Source organism: Massilia sp. KIM, from assembly GCF_002007115.1.
Classification (GTDB): Bacteria; Pseudomonadota; Gammaproteobacteria; order Burkholderiales; family Burkholderiaceae_D; genus Telluria.
In genome coordinates this window covers 717478-738797 of sequence record NZ_MVAD01000002.1, presented here as the reverse complement: position 1 = coordinate 738797, position 21320 = coordinate 717478, and the positions used below count along the sequence as shown (strand labels likewise).

Sequence of the window (21320 nt, the reverse complement as noted above, 5' to 3'; positions counted from 1 at the left end):
GCCGCCGCCAGGCGGCGGTGCGCTGTTCAACGCTTCACGCCGCCAGCTCGAGCAGGTAGAGGTTGACCGGCGAGGTCTCCGGCGCCAGGACCTTGCTGCGCTCGAAGCGCATGCCCAGTTTCAGCAGCAGGGCGATGGAGGCGGCGTTGTCCGGCGCGGTGATCGCGGCCAGGCGCGGGATGCCGAGCGAGCGCGCCTGCCCCACCACCGCGCGGGCCGCTTCCAGCGCATAGCCGTGTCCACGGTAATCGGGCAGAAAGGCGTAGCCGATATCGACGTCCTCCAGGGTCTCGCGCTTGATCAGGCCGCTGAAACCGAGAGGGGCGCCATCTTCCAGGCGTTCGACCAGGTAGAGCGAATGGCCGCGCTCGGCCTGCATCGCCAGCGGGCCGTCGCGCAGGGCGCGCAGCGCGTCGGCGCGGGTGCGCAGGCCGCGGTCGCCCACGTAGGCGACGAAATCCGGGTCGTTCATGACGCGCAGGAAGAATTCGGCGTCGTCTTCGCCGATCAGGCGCAGGCGTAGTCTCTCGGTCTTAGCAATGTCCATCATTCATCCGAAGTGGGCCAATGGTCGGGGTCGTGCAATAACTGGTACATCACGTAGGCGTCGACATAGCCGAGCCGCTTGTGGCGGTAGGCCTTCGGCAGGGTGCCGACGATCGAAAATCCGAGCCGCTTCCAGAGCCGGATGGCGGCGGTGTTGGTGCTGACCACATGGTTGAACTGCATGGCCAGGTAGCCCTGGCGGCGCGCCTCGTCGAGGCTGTGCTCGCCCAGCATGCGGCCCACGCCCACGCCCTGGGCCGAGGGGCTGACCATGTAGGACGCATTGGCCACGTGGTGGCCGCGCCCGGGCTGGTTCGGCACCAGGCGGTACATGCCCAGCACCCGGCTGCTGCCGAGCGTGGCGACGTAGCTGCACACGCCCGCTCCCAGCCAGTAGTGGTGGCCGGCTTCGCGCGAAGTGGCGGTCGTGAAGGGGTAACTCTCGCCGATTGCGAGGTGGGCGCTGAAGATGCTCCACATCGCCTCGAAATCGGCGTCCTGGGCAGGGCGGATCTGGATGTCTTTCACGGCGGTGGACTGGAAGTTACCAAACTTGAAAGCGACCTATTCTGCCGCAAACCGCCCGGTTTTTCATCTACCGTGCGCGTCTTTAATTGTCTGGCATGCCATGCGGAAATCAACTTCGCCGGGCCGGCCGGGCAGGCTGAGACGCGCATGGGCCGGCGGAGACTCGGCCACGATCTGTCCGCGGCGCAATACCAGGCGGCGCGCGGCGCGCAGCCTGATCGCCTCGACCGTCGAGCCGGCGTCGAGCACCACCAGGTCGGCGTGGCAGCCCGGCGCCAGTCCGTAGCCCTCAAGGCCGAGGATGCGCGCGGGGGTTTCCGTCACCGCCAGGAAGCACTGGTGCATGGCCTCGAGCCCGGTCATCTGGGCCACGTGCAAACCCATGTGGGCGACTTCCAGCATGTCGCCCGAGCCCATGCCGTACCAGGGATCGAGCACGCAATCGTGACCGAAGGCAACGTCAACCCCGGCGGCCAACAATTCCGGCACCCGCGTCATCCCCCGTCTTTTGGGATAGCTGTCGTGGCGTCCCTGCAGCGTGATATTGATGAGCGGATTGGCGATCGCCGCCACGCCGCTTTCCGCGATCAGGGGCAGCAGCTTGCTCACGTAATAGTTGTCCATCGAGTGCATCGAGGTCAGGTGGGAGCCGGCCACCCTGCCCTGCAGGCCCAGGCGCTGGGTTTCATAGGCCAGGGTCTCGATGTGGCGCGACAGCGGATCGTCGGTCTCGTCGCAGTGCATGTCCACGCGCAGTCCCTGTTCCGCCGCGAACTCGCACAGCAGGCGCACCGATTCCGCGCCCTGGGCCATGGTGCGCTCGAAATGCGGGATACCGCCGACCACGTCGACGCCCATGCCGATCGCCCGCTTCAGGTTGTCGAAGGCGCCCGGGCTGCGCAGGACGCCGTCCTGGGGAAAGGCCACCAGCTGCAGGTCGAGGTAGGGGGCGACCCGGCGGCGCACCTCCAGCAGGGCCTCGACGGCCAGCAGGCGCGGGTCGCAGATGTCGACGTGGGTGCGGATCGCCAGCAGCCCGCGCGCCACCGCCCAGTCGCAATAGCGCATGGCGCGCTCGGCCAGCGCTTCCTGGGTCAGCTGCGGCTTGAGTTCGCCCCACAACTGGATGCCTTCGAGCAGGGTGCCGCTGCGGTTCACGCGCGGCAGGCCATAGCTGAGCACGGCGTCCATGTGGAAATGGGCGTCCACGAAAGGCGGGCTAACCAGGTCCCCGTCGAGCGCGATCTCGCACGCCCCCTGGGCGGCCAGGCTTGGTTCGACGGCGGCGATGCGCCCTCCGGCGATGCCGATGTCGATGCCGGTCCTGCCGTCCGGCAAGGTGGCGTTGCGTAGGACGAGCTCCATGCACACTCCTGTAATGGGGATAGCCGATTGTAGCGATTCGGCGCCCGATGTGGCCGTGTTCACAAGCAAACCAGAAATTAATGCTGCAACGCAATAATATCCTTAAATAATTGTTTATGATTGTGCGTTGCAACAAGCCACAATCATGGATACACTAGGAATATTGCAGTGCGCCATATTTGACCGACAAGGAAATCTCATGACTTCACTTCCCGAGCAATTGTCCGCAGCACGCAGCGCCCAGCTGGAGGCCCAGTTCACCCTGTTCCGTCACCTGACGACGCGCGCCTTCGACAGCGCCAGCCGGGTCATCGCCCTGAACCTCTCCACCTCGCGCGACTCGGTCGAGCGCTCTTCCCAGGCGGTGCGCCAGCTGATCGCCGCCAGCGGCCCGGCCGATCTGGCGGCCCTGCGCGAGCACGCCGAGGACCAGGTGCGCAGCCTGTTCTCGTACAGCCGCGAGCTGTTCAGCATCGTCGCCGGCGCCCAGCCTTATGCGGTGCGCCCGGCCGCCGCGCCCCTGCTGGCGCCGCCCGCTTCGGCTCCCGCTTCTGCTCCCGCTTCTGCTCCCGCTTCGGCTCCTCCTTCGGCTCCGGCTCCCGAAGCCGAGACGGCCGCCACCGTCGCTGCGGTCGAGCAGGCCGTGGCCGAGGTGAGCGCGCCGGCCGCCCAGGCCGCCGAGACGGTCGCCGCATCCACGCAGGAATCGGTGCAAGCCGCAACCGAGGCCGTGGCCGAAGGCGCCGCGGCGGTGAGCGACGCCGTCAAGGCCGAGTCGGAACAACTGGCCGCCTACGTGCAGGAGCACGTCGGCGCCGAGGAGCCGGCGGTGGTCGCCGACGCCATCGCGCCGGTGGACGAGCCGGCGCCGGTGGCCAAGCCCAAGCCGATCGCCCGCGCGGCCGGCAAGGGTGCACCGAAAGCGGCCGTGGCGCCGCACCCGGCCGCCGCCCCGGTGGCCGACCTGGCGGCGGTGCCGGTGCCGGCGCCCAGAGGCGAGCAGGGAGCCAAGCGCAAGAAGTGATCGCGCGCTGCGCCCGGTTTGCAAACCGACTACACTAGCGGGCTTCGGCCCGCTTTTTCATTGGTCGGGCGCATCCCAGGGAATAAACATGAGTTTGGCAAGGCTGATCGGCGGCTTCGTCCGCCGGCATTGGCAATCCTATGCCTCGTCGGCGGTGATGCTGGCGGGCGTGGCCGTCTGCACGGTGCTCATCCCGCGCAAGGTCGGCGCACTGATCGACGGCCTGGCCGCGCACAGTCTCGACCAGGACGCCCTGATGCTCGGCCTGGCCCAGCTGCTCGGGCTGGGGGTGGCGATCTACGTGCTGCGCGTGGGCTGGCGCATCCGCCTGTATTCGGCGGCCTACAACCTCGGCGTCGAACTGCGCACCCGCCTGTACGCGCGCCTGGCCAGCCAGGGCCCGGCCTTCTACCAGCGCCAGCGCACCGGCGACCTGATGGCCCTGGCCACCAACGACATCGACGCCATCGAGATGGCGGCCGGCGAAGCCATGCTGGCCGGCTTCGACGGCACCCTCACCCTGCTGATGGTGCTGGGCATCATGACCCTGGGCGTGGACTGGCGCCTGGCCACCATCGCCCTGCTGCCCTTCCCGCTGATGGCCTACGCCTTCTGGCGCATCTCGACCCGCATCCACACCGCCGAGAGCGACGCCCTCAAGCGCTTCTCGGCCCTCAACGACCACGTGCAGGAAACCCTGAGCGGCGTGCGCACCCTGCGCGCCCTCGGCCTGGAAACGCGCAGCGCGGCCCAGTTCGGCGAACTGGCCGGCCAGGCCGCCAAGGCCAGCCTCACGGCCCAGAAATGGGAAGCGGCCTACGAACCGGCGGTGGGCCTGACCCTGACCGCCGCCACCGGCCTGACGCTCGGCCTGGGCGGCTACCTGGTGTGGCAGAACGAATTGACGGTGGGCGCGCTCACCAGCTTCTCGATGTACCTGGGGCAGCTGATCTGGCCGATGTTCGCGGCCGGCTGGGTGCTGTCCCTGATCGAGCGCGGCCGCGCCGGCCTGGCGCGCCTGCAGCCCCTGCTCGACGCCCCGCTGACGGTCGAGGACAAAGGCACGCTGGAGCGCATCGGCAAGGGTCCGCTCAGCCTGGAGCAGGTCAGCTTCAGCTACGGCCACGGCGCCGCCGAGCGCCCGGCCCTGGACGGGGTCTCGGTGAGCCTGCAGCCGGGCCAGACCCTGGGCCTGGTCGGCCCCACCGGTTCCGGCAAGTCGACCCTGCTGCGCGTGCTGCTGCGCCAGGCCACGCCCCAGCGCGGGCGGGTGAGCTGGGCCGGCCAGCCGCTCGAGGCCTACCGCCTGGCCGCCCTGCGCGCGGCGACCAGCTGGGTGCCCCAGGAATCCTTCCTGTTCTCGGCCACGATCGCCGAGAACATCGCCCTGGCCCGCCCCGGCGCCTCGCGCGCCGAGATCGAGGAAGCGGCCAGGATGGCGTCGATCCACGACGACATCCTGCGCTTCCCGCACGGCTACGACACGCCGGTGGGCGAGAAAGGCATCACCCTCTCCGGCGGCCAGCGCCAGCGGGTGGCGATCGCGCGCGCCCTGCTCGCCGACAGCCCGCTGCTGCTGCTCGACGACGCCCTGTCGGCGGTCGACACCGGCACCGAGACCCGCATCCTCGAGCACCTGGCCGAGCTGCGCGCGGCGCGTCCCGAGCGCGCCGCCATCATCGCCAGCCACCGCCTGTCGGCCGTGGTCGGCGCCGACCGCATCGTCGTGCTGCGCGAAGGCCGCATCGTCGAAGCCGGCACCCACGAGGAACTGCTGCAACTGGACGGCTGGTACGCCAGCCAGTGGCGCTATCAACAACTGGAGGCCAGCATTGACGCCGCCTGAGGACGACAAGAAGAAGGACTTGCGCAGCCAGGGCCGGCGCGCGCTCGGGCTGCTGCGGCGCGCCGCCGAGCCCGACCGCCGCCACCTCTACTGGGCGGTGTTGTGGCTGGCGCTGGCCGCGGCCTTCGAAGTGGCCGGTCCGCTGCTGGGCAAGGCCCTGATCGACGACCACCTGATCCCGCGCAATCTCGACTGGCCACGCATGGCCCTGCTGCTGGGCGGGCTGGTGGTGACCGGCTGGATCGCGAGCTGGGTGCGCTACCTGCAACTGGTGCGCCTCTCGGGCGTGGCGATGCGCTCGGTGCAGCGCCTGCGCGAATGGGTCTACGGCCACGTGCTGCGCCTGCCGATGGCCTTCTTCGACCGCGCCATCACCGGCCAGCTGGTGAGCCGCGTCACCAACGACACCGAGGCGGTCAAGACCCTGTTCATCCAGGTGCTGTTCGTGATCCTCGACAGCACCATCGTCCTGATCGGCACCATGATCGCCATGGCCTGGCTGGACTGGCGCCTGATGCTGATCGTGCTGACCCTGGTGCCGGCGGTGCTGGGCATCGTCTGGCTCTACCAGCGCCTGTCGGCGCCCGCGGTGACCCGCGCGCGCGCCCTGCGCAGCGACATCAACGGCCAGATGGCCGAGTCGATCGGCGGCATGAGCGTGCTCCAGGCCAGCAATGCCGAGGGCCGCTTCGGCGAGCGCTTCCTGGCCACCAACCGCAGCCACTACCACGCGCGCCTGGCCGAGCTCAAGGCCAACGCCTTCCTGCTGCGTCCCGCGCTCGACCTGCTCAACGTGGTGCTGCTGGCCATCGTCATCTATGGCTTCGGCCAGCGGCAGATGAACGCGGTCGAGGTGGGCGTGCTGTACGCCTTCATCAGCTACATCGCGCGCGTGGTCGAGCCGCTGATCCAGATCACGATGCAGTTCAGCGGCCTGCAGCAGGCGGTGGTGGCCACCTCGCGCGTGGCCGCCCTGCTCGACGAGGAAGGCGCGGCCGAGCATGCGGCCGGCCGGGTCGGCACCGAGCTTGCCCACGATCCCGAGGCGCCGGCGGTGCGGGTGCGCCACCTGGAGTTCGCCTACGTACCGGGCCAGCCGGTGCTGCACGATCTCTCGCTCGACATCCCGCAGGGCGCCTTCTTCGGCATCGTCGGCCACACTGGCAGCGGCAAGTCGACCCTGCTCTCGCTGCTGCTGCGCTACTACACGGCCGACAAGGGCAGCATCGAGATCGGCGGCCTGCCGCTGGCGGCCATCGGCAACGAGCGCTTCCGCAACGAGGTCGGGCTGGTGCCCCAGGATCCCTTCATCCTCGCCGCCAGCGCGCGCGAGAACATCGACATGGGTCGCGGCCTGCCGCTCGAACGGATCGAGGCGGCGGCGCGTGCCGCCCATGCGCACGAGTTCATCGCCGCGCTGGAGCAGGGTTACGAGACCCAGCTGGGCGAAGGCGGTTCGCGCCTCTCGTCGGGCCAGAAACAGCTGGTGGCGATCGCGCGCGCCCTGGCCGGCCAGCCGCGCATCCTGCTGCTGGACGAAGCCACCTCGCGCATCGACAGCGCCACCGAGCAAATCGTGCAGCAGGCGCTGGAAGAGCTGCGCGGCCAGGTGACCATCGTCGCCATCGCGCACCGCCTGTCCACCATCCGCGAGGCCGACCGCATCATCGTGCTCAACCACGGCAGGATCAGCGAGGCCGGTGCGCACGACGAGCTGATGCGCATCGAGGGCGGCCTCTACCAGCGGCTCTACCTGCTCCAGCAGATCGCGGTGCCGGACGGCGACAAGGCCTGAGCGCTTCCTGCGCTAGCGGCTGGAATTGAGGCAGCCGGCCGCCAGCGCGGTGCCGCTCACCAGCAGGGCGCCGTGGCGGTAGAGCTCCCAGCGCCGCGCCTCGTCCACCGCCACCACCACCACGCCCATCGCGCGGTCGCTCCACACCAGGCGGCCGTCGACCGCGTCCAGCGCGGCCAGGACCTCCCGGGGCGTGGCGCCGGGCTGGAACACCACGGTCGCCGTCTGCGCCGGGACGCCGGGCGGCGTGCGCAGCGCCCAGGCGCCGGCGCCGCCGGTGAAGGCGCACAGCAGCAGCATGGTGGTGGCCGAGCCGCGCAGCTCCGGCCCGCCTTGGCGCAGCAGCCTCCAGCCGGCGACCAGGGGGACGAGGCCGAAGGCGGCCAGCCAGGCCAGGTCCCATGCCAGGGGGTTCGCGCTGTCGATGCGGATGCGATGGATGCCCAGCAGCCAGTGCGAGAGCACGGCGTCGATCAGGTGCCAGACCCCGAAGCCGACCAGCAGCGCGCCCGCCAGCGGCCAGCCCCAGGCGACGCCGCGCTCACGCCCGGTGCGCCACAGGCGCCACAGGGCCAGGGCCGCGACCAGGTACATCAACAGGTGGAAGTAGCCGTCCCACAGCACCTGGGTGCGCAGGTCGTCCAGGCCGGGCACGAGGCTGAGCAGATGGTGCCATTGCAGGATCTGGTGCAGCAGGATGCCGTCGAAGAAGCCGCCGAGCGCGAAGCCCAGCGCCGCGCCCCATGTCGTCCATGGTGATTTCCACATCCTTGGCCTCCTCGCGTCTGAGAAGGGCCAGTATAGGGCGCGGGCGCGGCGCGCGACGCCGGCTTCGCGGGAGCGCGGCAAGCACGCGTGCCTGGCCCCGGACCGGGGTGGACTGTGGAGAGCGGAGAAAGGGCCGCCTGGCCGGTCTGACACTGGTATGTGTCTTTTTGGTGACAATTGATGAGAAAGTGGAATTGCTGAGCTGCAACGACCCTATAATTGGTCCGACTCCACTTCGTCGGTTGAAGGCCGACGCCAAGAGACCGACCCATGTCCGCCGCCCTGCTCCGCGTCCTGAAGCGTCCACGCAGCCTCGCGCTTGCCGCGTCGTTGTGGGCCTCGCTCTGCGTGCTGCCGGCGCAGGCGGATCCGGGCGCGCAGACGCCGCTGGCCCAGCGCCTGGCCGAGATCCGCGAAGTCAACCGCTTCATTCCCGAGCGCGCCCTGCCCATGCTGCAGGCGATCGACGCCGAGGGACGGGCGGCGCCGCTGCCCGAGCGCACCGAATTCCTGAACCAGCTCGCCGCCGCCCAGTACGCGCTCGGCCACGACGCGCTGGCCCTGGCCACCACCAATGAACTGATCGAACTGGGGCGCACCCACCAGGACAATGCGGCGCTGGCCAAGGGCACGCTGCGCAAGGGCTACATCGCCTTCGGCGAGCACCGCCTGGCCGAGTCGCACCGCCTGATCTGGGAAGCGGAAAGGCTGGCCAAGACCACCCAGGACTTCGACCTGCGCCTGCGCACCACCATCTCGTCCGGCGAGTCGTATGCCGAAGACGGCAACCTGCCGGTGGCGCTGGAGCGCCTCGAATCGGCCGCCGCGATGGCGCGCGAGAAAGGCGACCCGGTGCAGGTGGTGATGGCGCTCAATGCGCTGGTGCGCCTGTACGGCACCATGCGCGAGTTCGACAAGGGCTTCCGTCTGCTGGAAGAAGCCACGACCATCGCCCTCAAGACCAATTCGCCGGGCCGCATGGCCACGCTCAAGAGCGCCGAGTACGGCCTGGCCATCGAGACCAAACAATACCAGCGCGCGCTGCGTGCGCTGCAGCATGGCATCGCGCTCGAGCGCCAGATCGGCGCGCATTCGATGGTCGCCTATTCGCTGGTGAACCTGTCGGACTGCTATCTGAAGATGCACGACTTCCGCAACGCCGCCAGCTATGCGGAGCAGACCATCGAGGCCGCGCGCCGCCTCAACGACCCGGGGTTGGAGACGACCGCGCGCCTGAACCTGGGCCAGGCCTTGATGGGCCTGGGCCGCCTGGCCGAAGGCAAGCGCCAGATGGAAATCGGCATGCAGGGCTACGAGGCTTCCGGCGCCAAGCCCGAGCTGCAGGCGGTGCTGGTGGAATACGGCAGCGCGCTCGAACGCGCCGGCGACCTGGCCGGGGCGCTGCGCGCCTACCACCGCGAGCGCAAGCTCTCGAACGAACTGTTCGAGCAGCGCCGCCAGGAAGCCATGCTCGACCTGCAACAGAAATATGAGGCCGACAAGAAGCAGCGCCAGATCGAGCTGCTGCGCAGCGAGAACCAGGTCAAGTCGGCCGAGATCGACAACCGCCGCCTGCAGCAGCGCATCTGGTGGCTGCTGGCCCTGGTGTTTGCGCTGGCCTCGGCCGTGGTCGGCCTCCTGTACCGCAAGGTGCGCCACGCCAACGCCGCGCTGCACGAGAAGAACCGCGAACTCAAGCAGCAGAGCGTGCGCGACCCGCTGACCGGCCTGTACAACCGCCGCCACTTCCTCGAATTCATGCGCAGCCTGCCCGCCAGCGGAGCCGGTTGCCTGCACGAGGAACAGACCGGCGCCCTGTTCCTGCTCGACGTCGACCACTTCAAGCACATCAACGACACCCACGGCCACGCGGCCGGCGACGCGGTGCTGACCGCCATTTCCAACGGCCTGCGCGAGATCCTGCGCGAGACCGACATGATCGTGCGCTGGGGCGGCGAAGAATTCCTGGCCTACCTGCCGACCATCCCGCGCGGCGGGCTGGACGAGGTGGCCCAGCGCATCCTGAACGGCGTGTCCGAGATCCGCATCCCCTACGGCGATGGCACGCTGACGGTCCACGTGTCGATCGGCTTTGCCCCCTTCCCGATCGCGGTCGGCGCCCAGATGCTGGCCTGGGAACGGGTGGTGAACCTCGTCGACATGGCGCTCTACCTGGCCAAGTCGCACGGCCGCAACCGCGCCTACGGCGTGCGCGGCTTCGCCGACCCGCACAAGGCTTGCATCGACGAGATCGAGCGCAACCTGGAACAGGCCTGGCGCGCCGGCCAGGTCGACCTGTCGGTGGTCCTGGGCGGCGAGTGGAAGGAACTGCGGGTCGTCAGCGCCTGAGGCCGAACCTCTAGTTCGCCTGCATCTTCTCGCCGGCGCGCTCGACCCGGCGGCCGAGTTCCTCCTTGGCCTTGTCCAGCTCCCGGCTGGCGTCGCGCGTCGCGTCCTTGACCTTGTCGCGCGCCTCTTCGGTGGCGCGGTCGGCCTTGGCCAGTTCGTCCTGCACCGTGTCCGACACCCGCGCTCCCGCTTCGTCCAGCACCTTGCCCGCCTTCTGGGCCGGACCCATGCCCTCGTCGTCGCGGCCGCAGCCGGCCAGCACGGCGAGCGCCATCAGCGTGCCCACCATCATCGCTTTCATCTGTACCCTCCTCGGTTTCATGTGGTCGTCAGCTGTAAAACCGTCGCACCGGCGCAGGCCGGTGCCCAAGTTTGCATGCACTGCCACAAAACTAGCAACTTGGGCACCGGCCTGCGCCGGTGCGACGTGTACGGGTGACAGGCGCGAGGCGCCACATCACTAACGCGCATCGGGGTCGCCGCGCGACGGATCGGCGAGCGGATGCTCGCGCCGCCCCTCGTCGATGCGCTTGCGCAGCGCCCTCGTCTCCTCGTCCTCGCCCCAGCGTTTCGTGAACGCGGCCAGCCGCTGCCGCGCCTTGTCGTAGGCATCGGCCTTGATCAGCTTCTGGATCGCGCCGCGCGTCTCGAACCAGGCTTCGCGCCGCCGCTCGGCGCGGGTGCAGGCCGCCGCCGCCTCGTTCAGCGACTGCTGCACCTGCTTCAACTGCTGCTGGGTGGCGCGGGTAGAGCGCAGCGCGATCAGCTCGTCCTGGGCTTCGCGCGCCTTGCATTCCGTTGCCAGCGCCACCGCCTTGTCCATGCGGCGCTCGATCAGGGCCTTGGACGGCTTGGCGATCAGCCAGACCACCCACAGCACGGCCAGGGCCAGCGCCCACCAGCGCAGGCGCACCGGGCGGCGGCCCGGCTGTTGCTGCTGCGCCGGCCTGGGCGGCGGCGGGGGCGGTGGCGGTGGCGGCGGCGGCGGCGGCGAGCGCGGCGGCGCTGGTGGTGGCGGAGGTGGTGGCGAAGGCGGGGGCGCTGCCCGTGGCGGCGCTGGCGGCGGCGCTGGTGGCGGCGACGGCGGCGGCGGGACCGCGGCCTGCGCGGCCGGCGCCGCAGCCACAGCGGCCGGCGCGACCGGCTTGGCAAGCGGCGACGGGGCCGCGTGTGGCGCCGCCGGCGATGGCGCGGGCGCGCCCGCCGCCTGCTGGGCCGCGCCGCACCAGGGGCAGAAGTTCACCCGGCGCGGGAAGGCCCGGCCGCAGCCGGGGTTGACGCAACGGTAAGAGTCGTCGTTCTCAGCCATGCCGTCCTTTTACTGCGGGTCCGGAATGCCGTCGTCGGGGTCGGGGATCGCCTCGCCCAGCACGGCCGCCAGTTCCGGCAGCGCGCCCACCGTGCTCCAGGTGTCCTGCTTCGGGTTCCAGCGCATGTCCCAGGCGCGGGTGGCGTGGTCGATCTCGCCGCGCGCCGCCTGCTGGGCGATCTCGGCCACCGTGTATGGTCCGCGCTGGGCGCCGTTCACGAACAGCTTGTAACGGCCCGCGCCCGCCGCCGGCATGGCGGCTTGCGGCGCGGCCTTGCGCTGCAGGACCTCGCCCGCCCTGTCCTCGCCGGCCAGCACCTCGGGCAGGATCACGCGCTTGTCGACCGGACGCTCGACTTCCCAGCTGTAGGCGTCGCCCGCGGAACCGAGCACGGTCTCGGTCCACAGGCCGATGTTGGCCAGCGCCGCCTCGATCTGGACCGGCGACAGCCCCGGGTCGGCCGCCTGGGCGCGCCGGATCCACTGGTCGTAGAGGCGGCGCGCGGTGATGTTGGGCAGCGAGGGCGAAGGCAGCTGCGCGCCGGTCTCGTCGACTTCCAGGCGCGGCTCGTAGACCCGCAGCTGGTAGTGGCGCATCAGGGTGGCCAGGAGGGCCATCTGCTGCGGCCCCATGTTCGCCAGGCGCGATTGCACCGCCGCGATCACCTGCTCGCGGTAGTAGGGCGGCAGGCCGTTGGAGCGGATCGCGTATTCGTTGCCGATCTGTAGCCACTCGCCGGACCCCGGCTCGACCTCGAACACGTACTGCCCGCGCGGCTGGAAGCTGGCTTCGCGGTCGCCCAGGTCGGGCTTGCGGCGGATGACGCCCAGCGCGATCGCCTGCAGGAACCACTCGTAGTCGTCGGCCAGCCGGTTGAGTTCATCCATCGAGGGCGAGATCGGGTGGCGGAAGCGGGTGGCGTCGAAATGCAGGTGGGTCGGGATCTTCGGGTTCTCGATCTGGTAGGAGGCGCGCCAGGTCGGCAGGCCGCGCAGCACCGTCATCGGGTAGCCCGACAGCTCGATGTAGCAGACGGCGCGCCCGTGCATGCCGGTGTTGACGATCGAGACCAGGTCGCCGTGGAAGTACCCGGTCGGCACGGCGGCGCGGATCTCGGCTTCCATCTTGCGCCACTGGCCGACGTCGCCCACGCCGATGAAGCACTTGAACTGGTCGGCGGCGGGCGTGAACTCGGCCGAGAAGCGCGCGTTCACCCAGGGCATGGCGCTGCGTATCCACTCGGCGAACACGCGCTGGCGCTCCTGCGGCGACAAGGCCCCGAGGCGCTCCAGCAGCGGGTCGACCGGCTCCGGCCGGGCCAGCTCCTGGCTGGATAGCTGGAGCTGGGCGCGGCGGAACAGCTTGAGCAGCAATTGCGAGCGCAGGCGCTCGTCGCCCAGCTGCGGGAACAGGCGCGCCGAGCCGCCGAATTCGAGCAGCACCTCTTCGCTCCAGGCGCTGACGTCGCCCGTCAGGCGCAGCGGCGGCGGGACGCCCTCCCCCGCCAGCTTGATGTAGGTGGCGTGCTCTTGGCGCGCGTCGGCGCGCAGCTGGCCGATGCGCTGGTCGGCCGCCGCCAGCATGGCCTGGACCTGGCGCCTGCCCTCCTGGAATTCGCCGGCGACGCCGCTCCACTGGGCGTTGCCCTGCTCGTCGGTGCTCTGCGGGTCGCCCAGCCAGGCCGACAGGTTGCGCATCACCTCGATCGCCTGGCCGGCGCTCACCGCCAGCAGGTGGAAGCGCAGGTAGTCGGCGATGTCGCGCTTGAGGTGGTTCATCACCTCGCGCGCCTGGGGCTCCTTGCCGAACAGGCGGCCGGCGGCCTGCGACAGGTTGTTGAGCGATTCCTCGACCTGACGGGTGCGCAGGGCGTCGCGGATGTCCCGGTAGCGCCGTCCATTGCGCTCGGCGTTGCCGAGGTCGCGCTGCAGCAGGCGCGCCTTGACCTGCTCCAGCAGCGAGAGCACGAATTCCAGCCCGCCCTGCTTGCGGTCGTCGAGCAGCGCATACAAACGGTCGCGCACCCTGGTCTTCAGGCGCGCCGTCAGTTCGCCGGTGTGGCGCTTGATGCGGTCTTCGCTGGTCTCGGCGGTGGCGCCGGCCTCGCGGATTGCGTCGCGCTCGAGGTTGGGCAGCAGCTCGGCCACCTTCTCGCGCCACAGCTTGATGTCGTAGGAAGCCATGATGCGGTCGACCTCGAGCTGCACCTTGCTCTCGACCCGCTCCAGCAGCGAACGGCCGTCGCGGTCCAGCAGCAGGGTGTGGGTGAGCGTGTACTCGGGGAAGGCGGTGACGTCGACCGTTCCCTTGCGGAAGTCGGGGAACTCGTCGAAGGGACGCTCGGCCATGTCCATCTGCTCGCGCATGAAGCTGTCGCGCTCGGCGTCGCCGGCGCGGCGCGCGGCCGTGCCGTCGGCCGATACCAGGCCGAAGAAGGCTTTCACCATCAGGCCGGCCAGCTCGTAGGCGCGGATGTCCTCATGCAGGCTTTGCTGGGTGTCGAGCACCGCCTGGCCGAAGCTGGAATAGACCTTGGAATAGGACAGGCGCATGTCGCCGAAGCGCTGCTCCGGCACCTTCGGATTGTAGGGGCCGAGCTTGTGCTGCTGCTGGTTGACCGCCACCGAGCGCTTGCGGTTGGCGAAATCGGCCGAAGCGAAGTCCTCGAACAGGGTGTCGGCCACCATCTGGTAGACGTCCTTGACGTCGAGCGTGGCCTTGTTGGCGAGGTTGGCGGTGTCGACGAAATACACGTCGTCGTAGGGCGCGCCGCTGCCGGCGATGCTGTCCGGCTCCATCCAGTGCACGCGCGCGTTCATGTCGCGCATCGCCGTCTCCAGCTCCATCAGGGTGGCGTAGGCATTGGCCTCGGTGCGCTCCTTGTTGGCCTTGGCGAAGCCCGAAGGCATGAGCAGCACCAGGTCGACCTGGCTGTCCGAGACCTCCTGGCGCGCGATCGCCTTGGCCAACCAGCCCAGGTCGATCACGCTGCCGGCGCCGGTGCCGCCGGCGCAGGAGGCGATGACGACGATGCGGAACTTGGAGGTGTCGACCTGCAGGCCGAGCCGCTGGTAATTCTCCTTGCGCTCGATGCCGGCGTTACTGCTCAGGAAGTTCAGCGCGCCCTTGATGCGGCCGCGCAGCTTGGGGTATTTGTCGAACAGGTAGAGCCGCGCCAGCGCGCGGATCTGGCCCGCGCCCTTGGAGGGGTCGATGCCCAGCGAACGCAGCTTCTTGGGGCGCAGCGGCATCCAGTTCTCGATCAGCGGGAAGCGCGCCAGGCTGTCGTCCGATTCGTGGTACTGCGGCAGGTCGAGCGGTTCGACCAGGCGTTCCTCGTCCGACAGGCGCACCAGTTCGTACCACGGGTCGGTGCGCTGCGATTTGCCCTCGTCGATCACCGCATTGTTGTCGAGGTCGAAGTGCAGGAAGCGCGCCACCGGGAAGTCGCCGATGGACTCGACCCGGGTCGGCTGGTGGCGGTTCCACACCGCCGACAGGATGCGGCGGCGGATGCGCATCATGACTTCCATGCCGGTGCCGCCGGCGCCGATGAAGAGCGTGGGGCGCAGGTCGACCTTGAGTTCGGTCTTGGGGTTGAGGGCGGAAGGGTTGGGGAATTCTGCCATGATGGTCTCGTCAGGTAGGCGTCAGCGGCGGCCGATGAAGAGCGCCGCGACCAGGGCCACCAGCCCGACCGCGACGAGCGGCCCAGTGACGGCGAAGGTCAGAAATTTGCTGGCGTTGATGATCGCCAGCACCGCCGCGGCGGACAAAAAGCCCAGGCCCACGAACAGCAGCCAGCCCGCGCTGCCCGCCGACGAGGGCGACACGCGCCGCACCACCAGGTGGTGCACGTAGGCGTTGCGGACGAAGAAGTAGACGACCAGCAGGATCAGGAACACCACGCCGCCGATCGCCAGGTCGCGGGTCGAGGTGTCGGTGGCCGCGGCCGCGCCCTCGGGCGGCGGCACCACTTCCAGCGGGCGGCCGGCGGTCTCCGGGCTGGTCTGCGGCAGCGAGTCCTGGGGCGAGGCCGATTCCTCCGGCAGCTTGAAGCCGGGATCGGCGGGCGAGGGAGCGGCGGGAGCCTGGGTTCCTTGCATTTCTTGGTCCTTTCTTCTTAGCGGCCCAGCCTCACCTGCGCGCCTTCGCGCAGGTCGAGCAGCTGGTGGCCGAACAGGGTGGTCTTGAGCTGGGCCACCTGCTGGCCGGCCTTGTCGTAGATCGGTTGCGTGGTGCCGGGGCGGGCCCGCATGGTGCGCGCTTCGTCCTCCACCGTGAGGTGGGCGACGCGCGGCCGGGCGTAGGCATAGGCCGCGGCGCCGGCTGCGGCCAGCAGGGCCAGCACGCCGCCGCCCAGGGCCAGCAGCGGTCCCATGCCGTAATGGACCCGCACCTCGACCGGCAGCACGGCGCTCGAGGCCTGCACGCGCGCCGGCGGAATGAAGATGTCGGGCAGCGGGTCGCCCGGGAACAGTTCGGCCATGCGCGCGCGGAAAGCCTCGGACAGCACCAGCTTCTGGTCGGCCAGGTGCAGCGCGATGGTCCCCGGCAGCACGTAGGCCGAGCCGGCCGACTTGAGGGCGGCGGCCGACCACCGGTCGGGGATCTGGGCCACCGGCAGGGACATCGTCGAGCCCAGCGGCGCCGGCTTGCCGGGCGCGAGGTCGTCGATGCGCGCGCCCGCCAGCCTGATCGGGCGCTCTTCGCCGCCCAGTGTCGAGCGTGCGCTCAGGGTGGCCGAGGCGATGGTGTAGGGGTAGATCGTGTTTTCCAGGTTCCACTCGATGCGCGCCGAGGGCTGGCGCGCCTCGGGGGCGACGTCGGCGCGCAGCACGCCGCCGGCCGCCGTGCGGAAGGACACGCCGTCCGCGTTCTCCACCTTGCGCGGGGCCAGCCGCACCGTGTCGCGGTCGAGCGGCTTGAGGCGGGCCGGCGGCTCGGTGATCACCTGGCCGATGCGGTTCGACGCCACCAGGGCGTCGAGCGCGCGGCTGCCCTCCTCGCCCACGGCGAAGGCGTAGATCATCAGGCCGTTGGCCTGGTAGTGGCGGCCGCGCACCGGCATGCGCAGCGGGAAGGCGAGCGCCTTGCGCACCGCCTGGCCGCCGTGGATCAGCTGGTAGAACTCGCGGTTGCGCGCGGCCGTGGCCTGGTCGTTGTTCGGGCTGTTGCGGTTGTTGGTGAACAGCCAGACGATGCCGGGCTTGCCGCCCAGGGCCTGGTGGATCCCGGCCTGCACCGCTTCGCCCAGGTCGGTATCGGCCAGCGCGCTGGAGCCGGGCTTGCGCGCGGTCTCCAGCCCGGCCAGGGCGGCGCCGACCCGCTGGCGCAGGTCCTGCCCCGCCTTGAACGAGGCCAGCGCGCGCGGCGACGGCGCGCCGGGCCGGGACTGGTTGAAGGCGGCCAGCACCACCGGCTCGCCCGGCTGCACCACGCTGGCGGCCAGGGCGCCTACCAGCGGCTTGAAGCGCGAGGCCGGATCGGCATAGAAAGGCTCCATCCAGCCCGAGTTCTGCACCAGGAACACGTGCGGGATGGCGCGCGCCGGCGCCGGCAGCAAGGCCAGCGCCAGCGCGGCCGGCAAGGCGAAGCAGCGCGCCGCGGACATGGGCAGGCCCGCCATCACGCCAGCTCGTCCAGGCGCCAGCCGCGCATCTGGTTCCAGTCGGGGTGGTGCAGCCACAGGTGGCCGTCGTAGACCAGGGGCACGCAGTCGAGCGGACGCGCCAGCCGTGCGATCTCGTCGAGGATGACGTTGCGGCGGCCGATCCATTCGACCGTAACGCGCGGGATCACACGCCCGTCCAGCGCCTCCTCGGCGCGGCCGGTGTACTTGTGCAGGCGCAGCACCAGGCCGCTCGGCTGGCTGCGGTTGTTGTTGAAGCTGCGCAGCAGGGGCACCACCAGGCTGTCGTCTTGGCTCAGGTCTTCCACGTGCTCGGCCGACCATGGCTCGTCCACCACCGGGTGGCCGCGCCGGAACAGGAAGTTGGCGAAGCCCAGGCGCGCGCCGTCGATGGCGGCATGGGCCGGCTGGGCGCTGCCCAGCTCGAGGAAGGAATAGCCCTGGCCGTCATGGCCGATGTGCCACAGGCGGCCGTCGCGGCTCTGGGTCGGCCCGCCGAAGTCCAGGCGCGGTTGCCAGCCGGGCGGCCAAGGCAGGAAACCGGGCGCGTCGCCCGGACGCCAGACCAGTTGGCCGGCCTCGTGCAGCCAGAACAGCCGGCCGTCGTAGCCGAAGGGGCGTGACCAGCCGGCCGCCGGCAGCTCGGGGCAGCTGAGCTGCTGTGGCTCGCTCAGGTCGAGGCGGGCGTTCCACAGGAAGACGTGGCCGGGGCTGCCCACCAGGCAGGCGATGTGGCGGCGCATGAGGCCGGGGGCGGCCAGCACCGGGGCGTCCATCGCCGTCTCCAGGCGGTAGGTCTCGCTGATCGGGTTGATCCACAGGCGCTGCAAGCCGCCGGCGGTGGGCAGCAGGGCGACTTCGCCGCGCCGGCCCTCTTCCCGCGGCAGCCATGCGTAGTCGGAGGCCGTGAACGCGAGGCTGGCGGCGCCGTCCTCGGGGGCCAGCACGTGCCACAACTGGGCCAGCGGGTCCCAATACTGGAGCACGCCGCGGCCCGGGGCCAAGGCCAGCAGGCGCTGCTCCGGAAAACCGTAGCGGGCCGCCGCGAACACGGCGTAGGCATTGGGCGGCGCCGGCATCAGGCGATCGGCGCGGCCGGCGAAGGGGGCGGCGGGACGCTCTTCGATCGAGTCGCCGAGCGCCAGCGCGGTGACCGGCAAGCCGTGCGGCACATGGCGCGGCAAGAGTTGATCCGCGCCCGGCCCCCACCAGCCGGGCTGGCGCGCGGGAATCGCGCCGCTCAGGCGCTGCAGCGGGCTGCCGCAATCCGGACAATGGGCGAAGCCCTCGGGGTAGATGGGCGAGCATTCGCAGACGCTGGGGAGCGAGGCGCCGAGCAGATGGGCGAGGTCGGGCAGGCGCGCACGGGCGTGGGCCTGCCAGTCGACCGGGCCCAGGCCGTCGGTCGCCAGCAGCGCGAACTCGCGCGTCCTCTCGTCCTCCTGCCAGATGCTGGCCGGAGTTTCCCATCGGTATGCCATGTGCTCACCGTTCGATGCGTCGTGATTTGCCGAAACAAGGCCTGTCGAGGCCGTTGTTGTTGCTCAAATCATAGCGCCGCGACCTGTCGAGCGGCGCGCCGTACACGGGGTAGCGCGCCCTGACACTTCCGGGATCAAATAGCGGGCTGTTCAGCGGAACTTTTTGCGCGCACCCGTATAATGGCGGGCTGAAACGCCTCTTCCTCCCACACCATGAACGCCGCCGTCCCCGCTCCCGCCACCGACACCCCCGACCTGCCGCCTCGCGCCGTCGATGCCGCCAGCGCCCACCTGGGCGACGTGCTCAGGATCGCGCTCGAACACGGTCCGCAACAGGCGGCCCTGGTCGTCTACGACACCCGCACGCCACTCGCGCGCGCCCTGCTGGAAGCCTACCGCCGCAACCTGCCGCAGGCCCGCTTCGTCGACTTCGACGCGGTCACGCCGGACGCGGTGCTGGCCGCCTTCCGCCAGATGGCGGCGAAGGACCTGGTGGTGCTGGTGCAGTCGACCAACTTCCGCCTCGACGGCTTCCGGGTGCGGGTGGAGCTGTTCAAGCTGGGCCTGAAGGTGATCGAGCACGTGCACCTGTCGCGCATGCCCGGCGTGCAGGGCGAGCACTACATCGCCGCCCTGGCCTACGACCCGGCCTACTTCCGCGGCACCGGGCGCGCCCTCAAGGCGCGCATCGACGCGGCCCCGCATGCGCGGGTGGAAGGCGGCGGCGAGGTGCTGCGCTTCGCCTCGCCCTTCGAGCCGGCCAAGCTGAACGTCGGCGACTACAGCGAGATGCACAACGTCGGCGGCCAGTTCCCGATCGGCGAGGTGTTCACCGAGGCGCTCGACCTGGAAGCGGTGCACGGCCGGGTCCAGGTGCACGTGTTCGGCGACACCAGCTACCGCTCCAACCGTCCGGACACGCCGGTCACCCTGGTCATCGACAAGGGCCGGGTGGTGGGCGCCGAGAACGCGACCCCGGCCTTCCAGGAAGTGCTGGACATCATCCGCGCCGACGAGGGCGAAGTCTGGGTGCGCGAGCTGGGCTTCGGCCTGAACCGCGCCTTCACGCGCGAGCTGCGGGTGGACGACATCGGCACCTACGAGCGCATGTGCGGCATCCACCTGTCGCTGGGCGCCAAGCACGGGGTCTATCCCAAGCCCGGCTTCAAGCGCAAGGATGCGCGCTACCACATCGACGTGTTCGCCGTGACCGACGCCGTCTACCTGGGCGAGGAACGGGTCTATGCCGATGGGCGCTGGCTGGTCTGAAGCCCATGTCCGACGCCAAAAAATCGGCTTTCCCTCTGCAAAAGTCATGCTATTATGAAAATCTTGCAAGCTTTCACGGGGCGGCCGAGATGCCGGACGAGGTCTACAGCCATGTCAGCGAGATCCAGGCCATCGGCGCGGTCCCGCGCATCCTGGAGACCGTCGCCGCCCTGACCGGCCTGCGCTTCGTCTGCATCGCCCACGTCACGGCGACCTCCTGGACCACCTGCGCCGTGCACGACCGGCTCGACTTCGGCCTGCGCCCGGGCGACGGCCTCGACATCGACACCACCATCTGCCGCGAGGTGCACGAGACGCGCCTGCCGGTGATCATCGACAGCGTGCGCCACAGCGAGCGCTATCGCGACCACCATACGCCGCGGATGTACGGCTTCCAAAGCTACTTCTCGATCCCGATCTTCCGTCCCGACGGCTTTTATTTCGGCACCCTGTGCGGCATCGACCCGGAGCCGGCGCGCCTGAGCGAGGAAGCCACCGTCTCGGCCCTGACCCTGTTCGCCGAGCTGATTTCGCACCAGCTCGAATCCGAGCGCTCCCTGCGCGAGGCGCGCACCGCGCTGTTCTCCGAACGCGAGACCGCCGAGCTGCGCGAGCAGTTCATCGCGGTGCTCGGTCACGACCTGCGCACCCCGCTGTCGGCCATCCTGAGCGGCAGCGCCGTGCTCGCGCACAAGGTGCAGGACCCGGCCGCGCGCCAGGTGGTCGAACGGATCGCCTCCAGCGCGCGCCGGATCGCCGGGCTGGTCGACGACGTGGTCGATTTCACGCGCGGACGCATGGGCTCGGGCATCGCGCTCGAGCTGCGCGAGCACCACGACATCGGCGCGGTGCTGGAACAGGTGGTGGACGAGCTGCGCGGCGTGCATCCGGGGCGCCGCATCGAGAGCGCGATCGCGGCCTCCCTCACCCTGCGCTGCGACGCCAGGCGCCTGGCCCAGCTGCTGTCCAACCTGCTCAAGAACGCGCTGCTGCACGGCGACGCGCAGCAGCCGATCCAGGTGCGCGCCGCGGTCGAGGGGCCGAGCTTCGTGCTCCAGGTAAGCAACGAGGGGCCGGAATTGAGCCCGGGCACCATCGCCCAGCTGTTCAAGCCCTATTGGCGGGCGTCCTCGCGCCCGGGCAGCGAGGGCCTGGGCCTCGGACTGTACATCGTCGACCAGATCGCCACCGGCCACGGCGGCGCGATCCGCGTCACCTCGGAAGCGGGGCGCACCAGCTTCACCTTCAGCATGCCGACCACCTGATCCCTCCGAGGAGGGAGGTGGCGTCAATACATGACGCGCTGTGGAACCGACAAACAGTCCATGTATCAGCTTTTTTACAATTCCCCCGAACAATTGACGTATAGGTAAAGCTAGAATAGTTTTTCCTAATTCCAAAACAATT

General features: G+C 70.0%; 16 protein-coding genes. 6 read left to right on the top strand and 10 right to left on the bottom strand.

What is annotated here, in order from left to right; all coding sequences use genetic code 11:
- Window positions 1-34: 34 nt before the first annotated feature.
- From B0920_RS17990 to B0920_RS17980, 3 genes are all read right to left on the bottom strand, one after another.
- The gene (locus B0920_RS17990) at window positions 35-547 is read right to left on the bottom strand and encodes a GNAT family N-acetyltransferase (protein ID WP_179119218.1); all 513 of its coding nucleotides are present in this window, start codon (window positions 545-547) and stop codon (window positions 35-37) included.
- Complete coding sequence (locus tag B0920_RS17985; protein WP_078034024.1) at window positions 547-1074, bottom strand: GNAT family N-acetyltransferase; 528 nt, start codon at window positions 1072-1074, stop codon at window positions 547-549. Before B0920_RS17985 ends, B0920_RS17990 begins: the two co-directional genes overlap by 1 nt.
- A gap of 63 nt (window positions 1075-1137) precedes the next feature.
- On the bottom strand, window positions 1138-2439 hold the full coding sequence (locus B0920_RS17980; RefSeq protein WP_078034023.1) for an amidohydrolase family protein: 1302 nt from the start codon (window positions 2437-2439) through the stop codon (window positions 1138-1140).
- A 199-nt stretch (window positions 2440-2638) separates the two neighbouring features.
- Here B0920_RS17980 and B0920_RS17975 point away from each other — a divergent pair, with 199 nt between their 5' ends.
- The 3 genes from B0920_RS17975 to B0920_RS17965 all read left to right on the top strand — a co-directional run bounded on the left by B0920_RS17975 (window position 2639) and on the right by B0920_RS17965 (window position 7104).
- Window positions 2639-3463: a phasin family protein gene (locus B0920_RS17975; protein ID WP_179119217.1), complete on the top strand. Its 825-nt coding sequence runs from the start codon at window positions 2639-2641 to the stop codon at window positions 3461-3463.
- Window positions 3464-3551: 88 nt separating this feature from the next.
- Entirely contained in the window at window positions 3552-5309 is a 1758-nt protein-coding gene (locus B0920_RS17970) for an ABC transporter ATP-binding protein (protein WP_078034021.1), read from the top strand.
- Window positions 5296-7104 (top strand): ABC transporter ATP-binding protein, encoded by a 1809-nt coding sequence (locus B0920_RS17965; protein WP_229455720.1) that lies wholly within the window; start codon window positions 5296-5298, stop codon window positions 7102-7104. The genes B0920_RS17970 and B0920_RS17965 overlap by 14 nt, the downstream gene beginning before the upstream one ends.
- 12 nt (window positions 7105-7116) lie before the next feature.
- On the opposite strand, the gene B0920_RS17960 is transcribed toward B0920_RS17965, so the two are convergent.
- Window positions 7117-7872: a DUF2243 domain-containing protein gene (locus B0920_RS17960; protein WP_078034020.1), complete on the bottom strand. Its 756-nt coding sequence runs from the start codon at window positions 7870-7872 to the stop codon at window positions 7117-7119.
- Window positions 7873-8142: 270 nt separating this feature from the next.
- Here B0920_RS17960 and B0920_RS17955 point away from each other — a divergent pair, with 270 nt between their 5' ends.
- Window positions 8143-10221 carry a diguanylate cyclase gene (locus tag B0920_RS17955; RefSeq protein WP_078034019.1) on the top strand — a complete coding sequence of 693 codons (2079 nt, stop codon included), beginning with the start codon at window positions 8143-8145 and terminating at the stop codon, window positions 10219-10221.
- Between the two features lie 10 nt (window positions 10222-10231).
- On the opposite strand, the gene B0920_RS17950 is transcribed toward B0920_RS17955, so the two are convergent.
- From B0920_RS17950 to B0920_RS17920, 6 genes are all read right to left on the bottom strand, one after another.
- Complete coding sequence (locus B0920_RS17950) at window positions 10232-10522, bottom strand: hypothetical protein (protein WP_229455718.1); 291 nt, start codon at window positions 10520-10522, stop codon at window positions 10232-10234.
- Between the two features lie 159 nt (window positions 10523-10681).
- The gene (locus B0920_RS26035) at window positions 10682-11134 is read right to left on the bottom strand and encodes a hypothetical protein (RefSeq protein ID WP_179119216.1); all 453 of its coding nucleotides are present in this window, start codon (window positions 11132-11134) and stop codon (window positions 10682-10684) included.
- A 405-nt stretch (window positions 11135-11539) separates the two neighbouring features.
- On the bottom strand, window positions 11540-15160 hold the full coding sequence (locus tag B0920_RS17935; RefSeq protein ID WP_078034017.1) for a tubulin-like doman-containing protein: 3621 nt from the start codon (window positions 15158-15160) through the stop codon (window positions 11540-11542).
- A gap of 21 nt (window positions 15161-15181) precedes the next feature.
- The gene (locus B0920_RS17930; RefSeq protein ID WP_078034016.1) at window positions 15182-15637 is read right to left on the bottom strand and encodes a hypothetical protein; all 456 of its coding nucleotides are present in this window, start codon (window positions 15635-15637) and stop codon (window positions 15182-15184) included.
- A 17-nt stretch (window positions 15638-15654) separates the two neighbouring features.
- A complete protein-coding gene (locus B0920_RS17925) occupies window positions 15655-17160 on the bottom strand; it encodes a hypothetical protein (protein WP_229455717.1) in 1506 nt (501 codons plus the stop codon).
- On the bottom strand, window positions 17160-18644 hold the full coding sequence (locus tag B0920_RS17920; RefSeq protein WP_078034015.1) for a hypothetical protein: 1485 nt from the start codon (window positions 18642-18644) through the stop codon (window positions 17160-17162). The genes B0920_RS17925 and B0920_RS17920 overlap by 1 nt, the downstream gene beginning before the upstream one ends.
- Window positions 18645-18857: 213 nt before the next feature.
- Between B0920_RS17920 and B0920_RS17915 the strand changes: the two genes are divergently transcribed.
- Complete coding sequence (locus tag B0920_RS17915; RefSeq protein WP_078034014.1) at window positions 18858-19913, top strand: hypothetical protein; 1056 nt, start codon at window positions 18858-18860, stop codon at window positions 19911-19913.
- 89 nt (window positions 19914-20002) lie between these two features.
- Window positions 20003-21178 (top strand): ATP-binding protein, encoded by a 1176-nt coding sequence (locus B0920_RS17910; protein ID WP_078034013.1) that lies wholly within the window; start codon window positions 20003-20005, stop codon window positions 21176-21178.
- Window positions 21179-21320 lie beyond the last annotated feature (142 nt).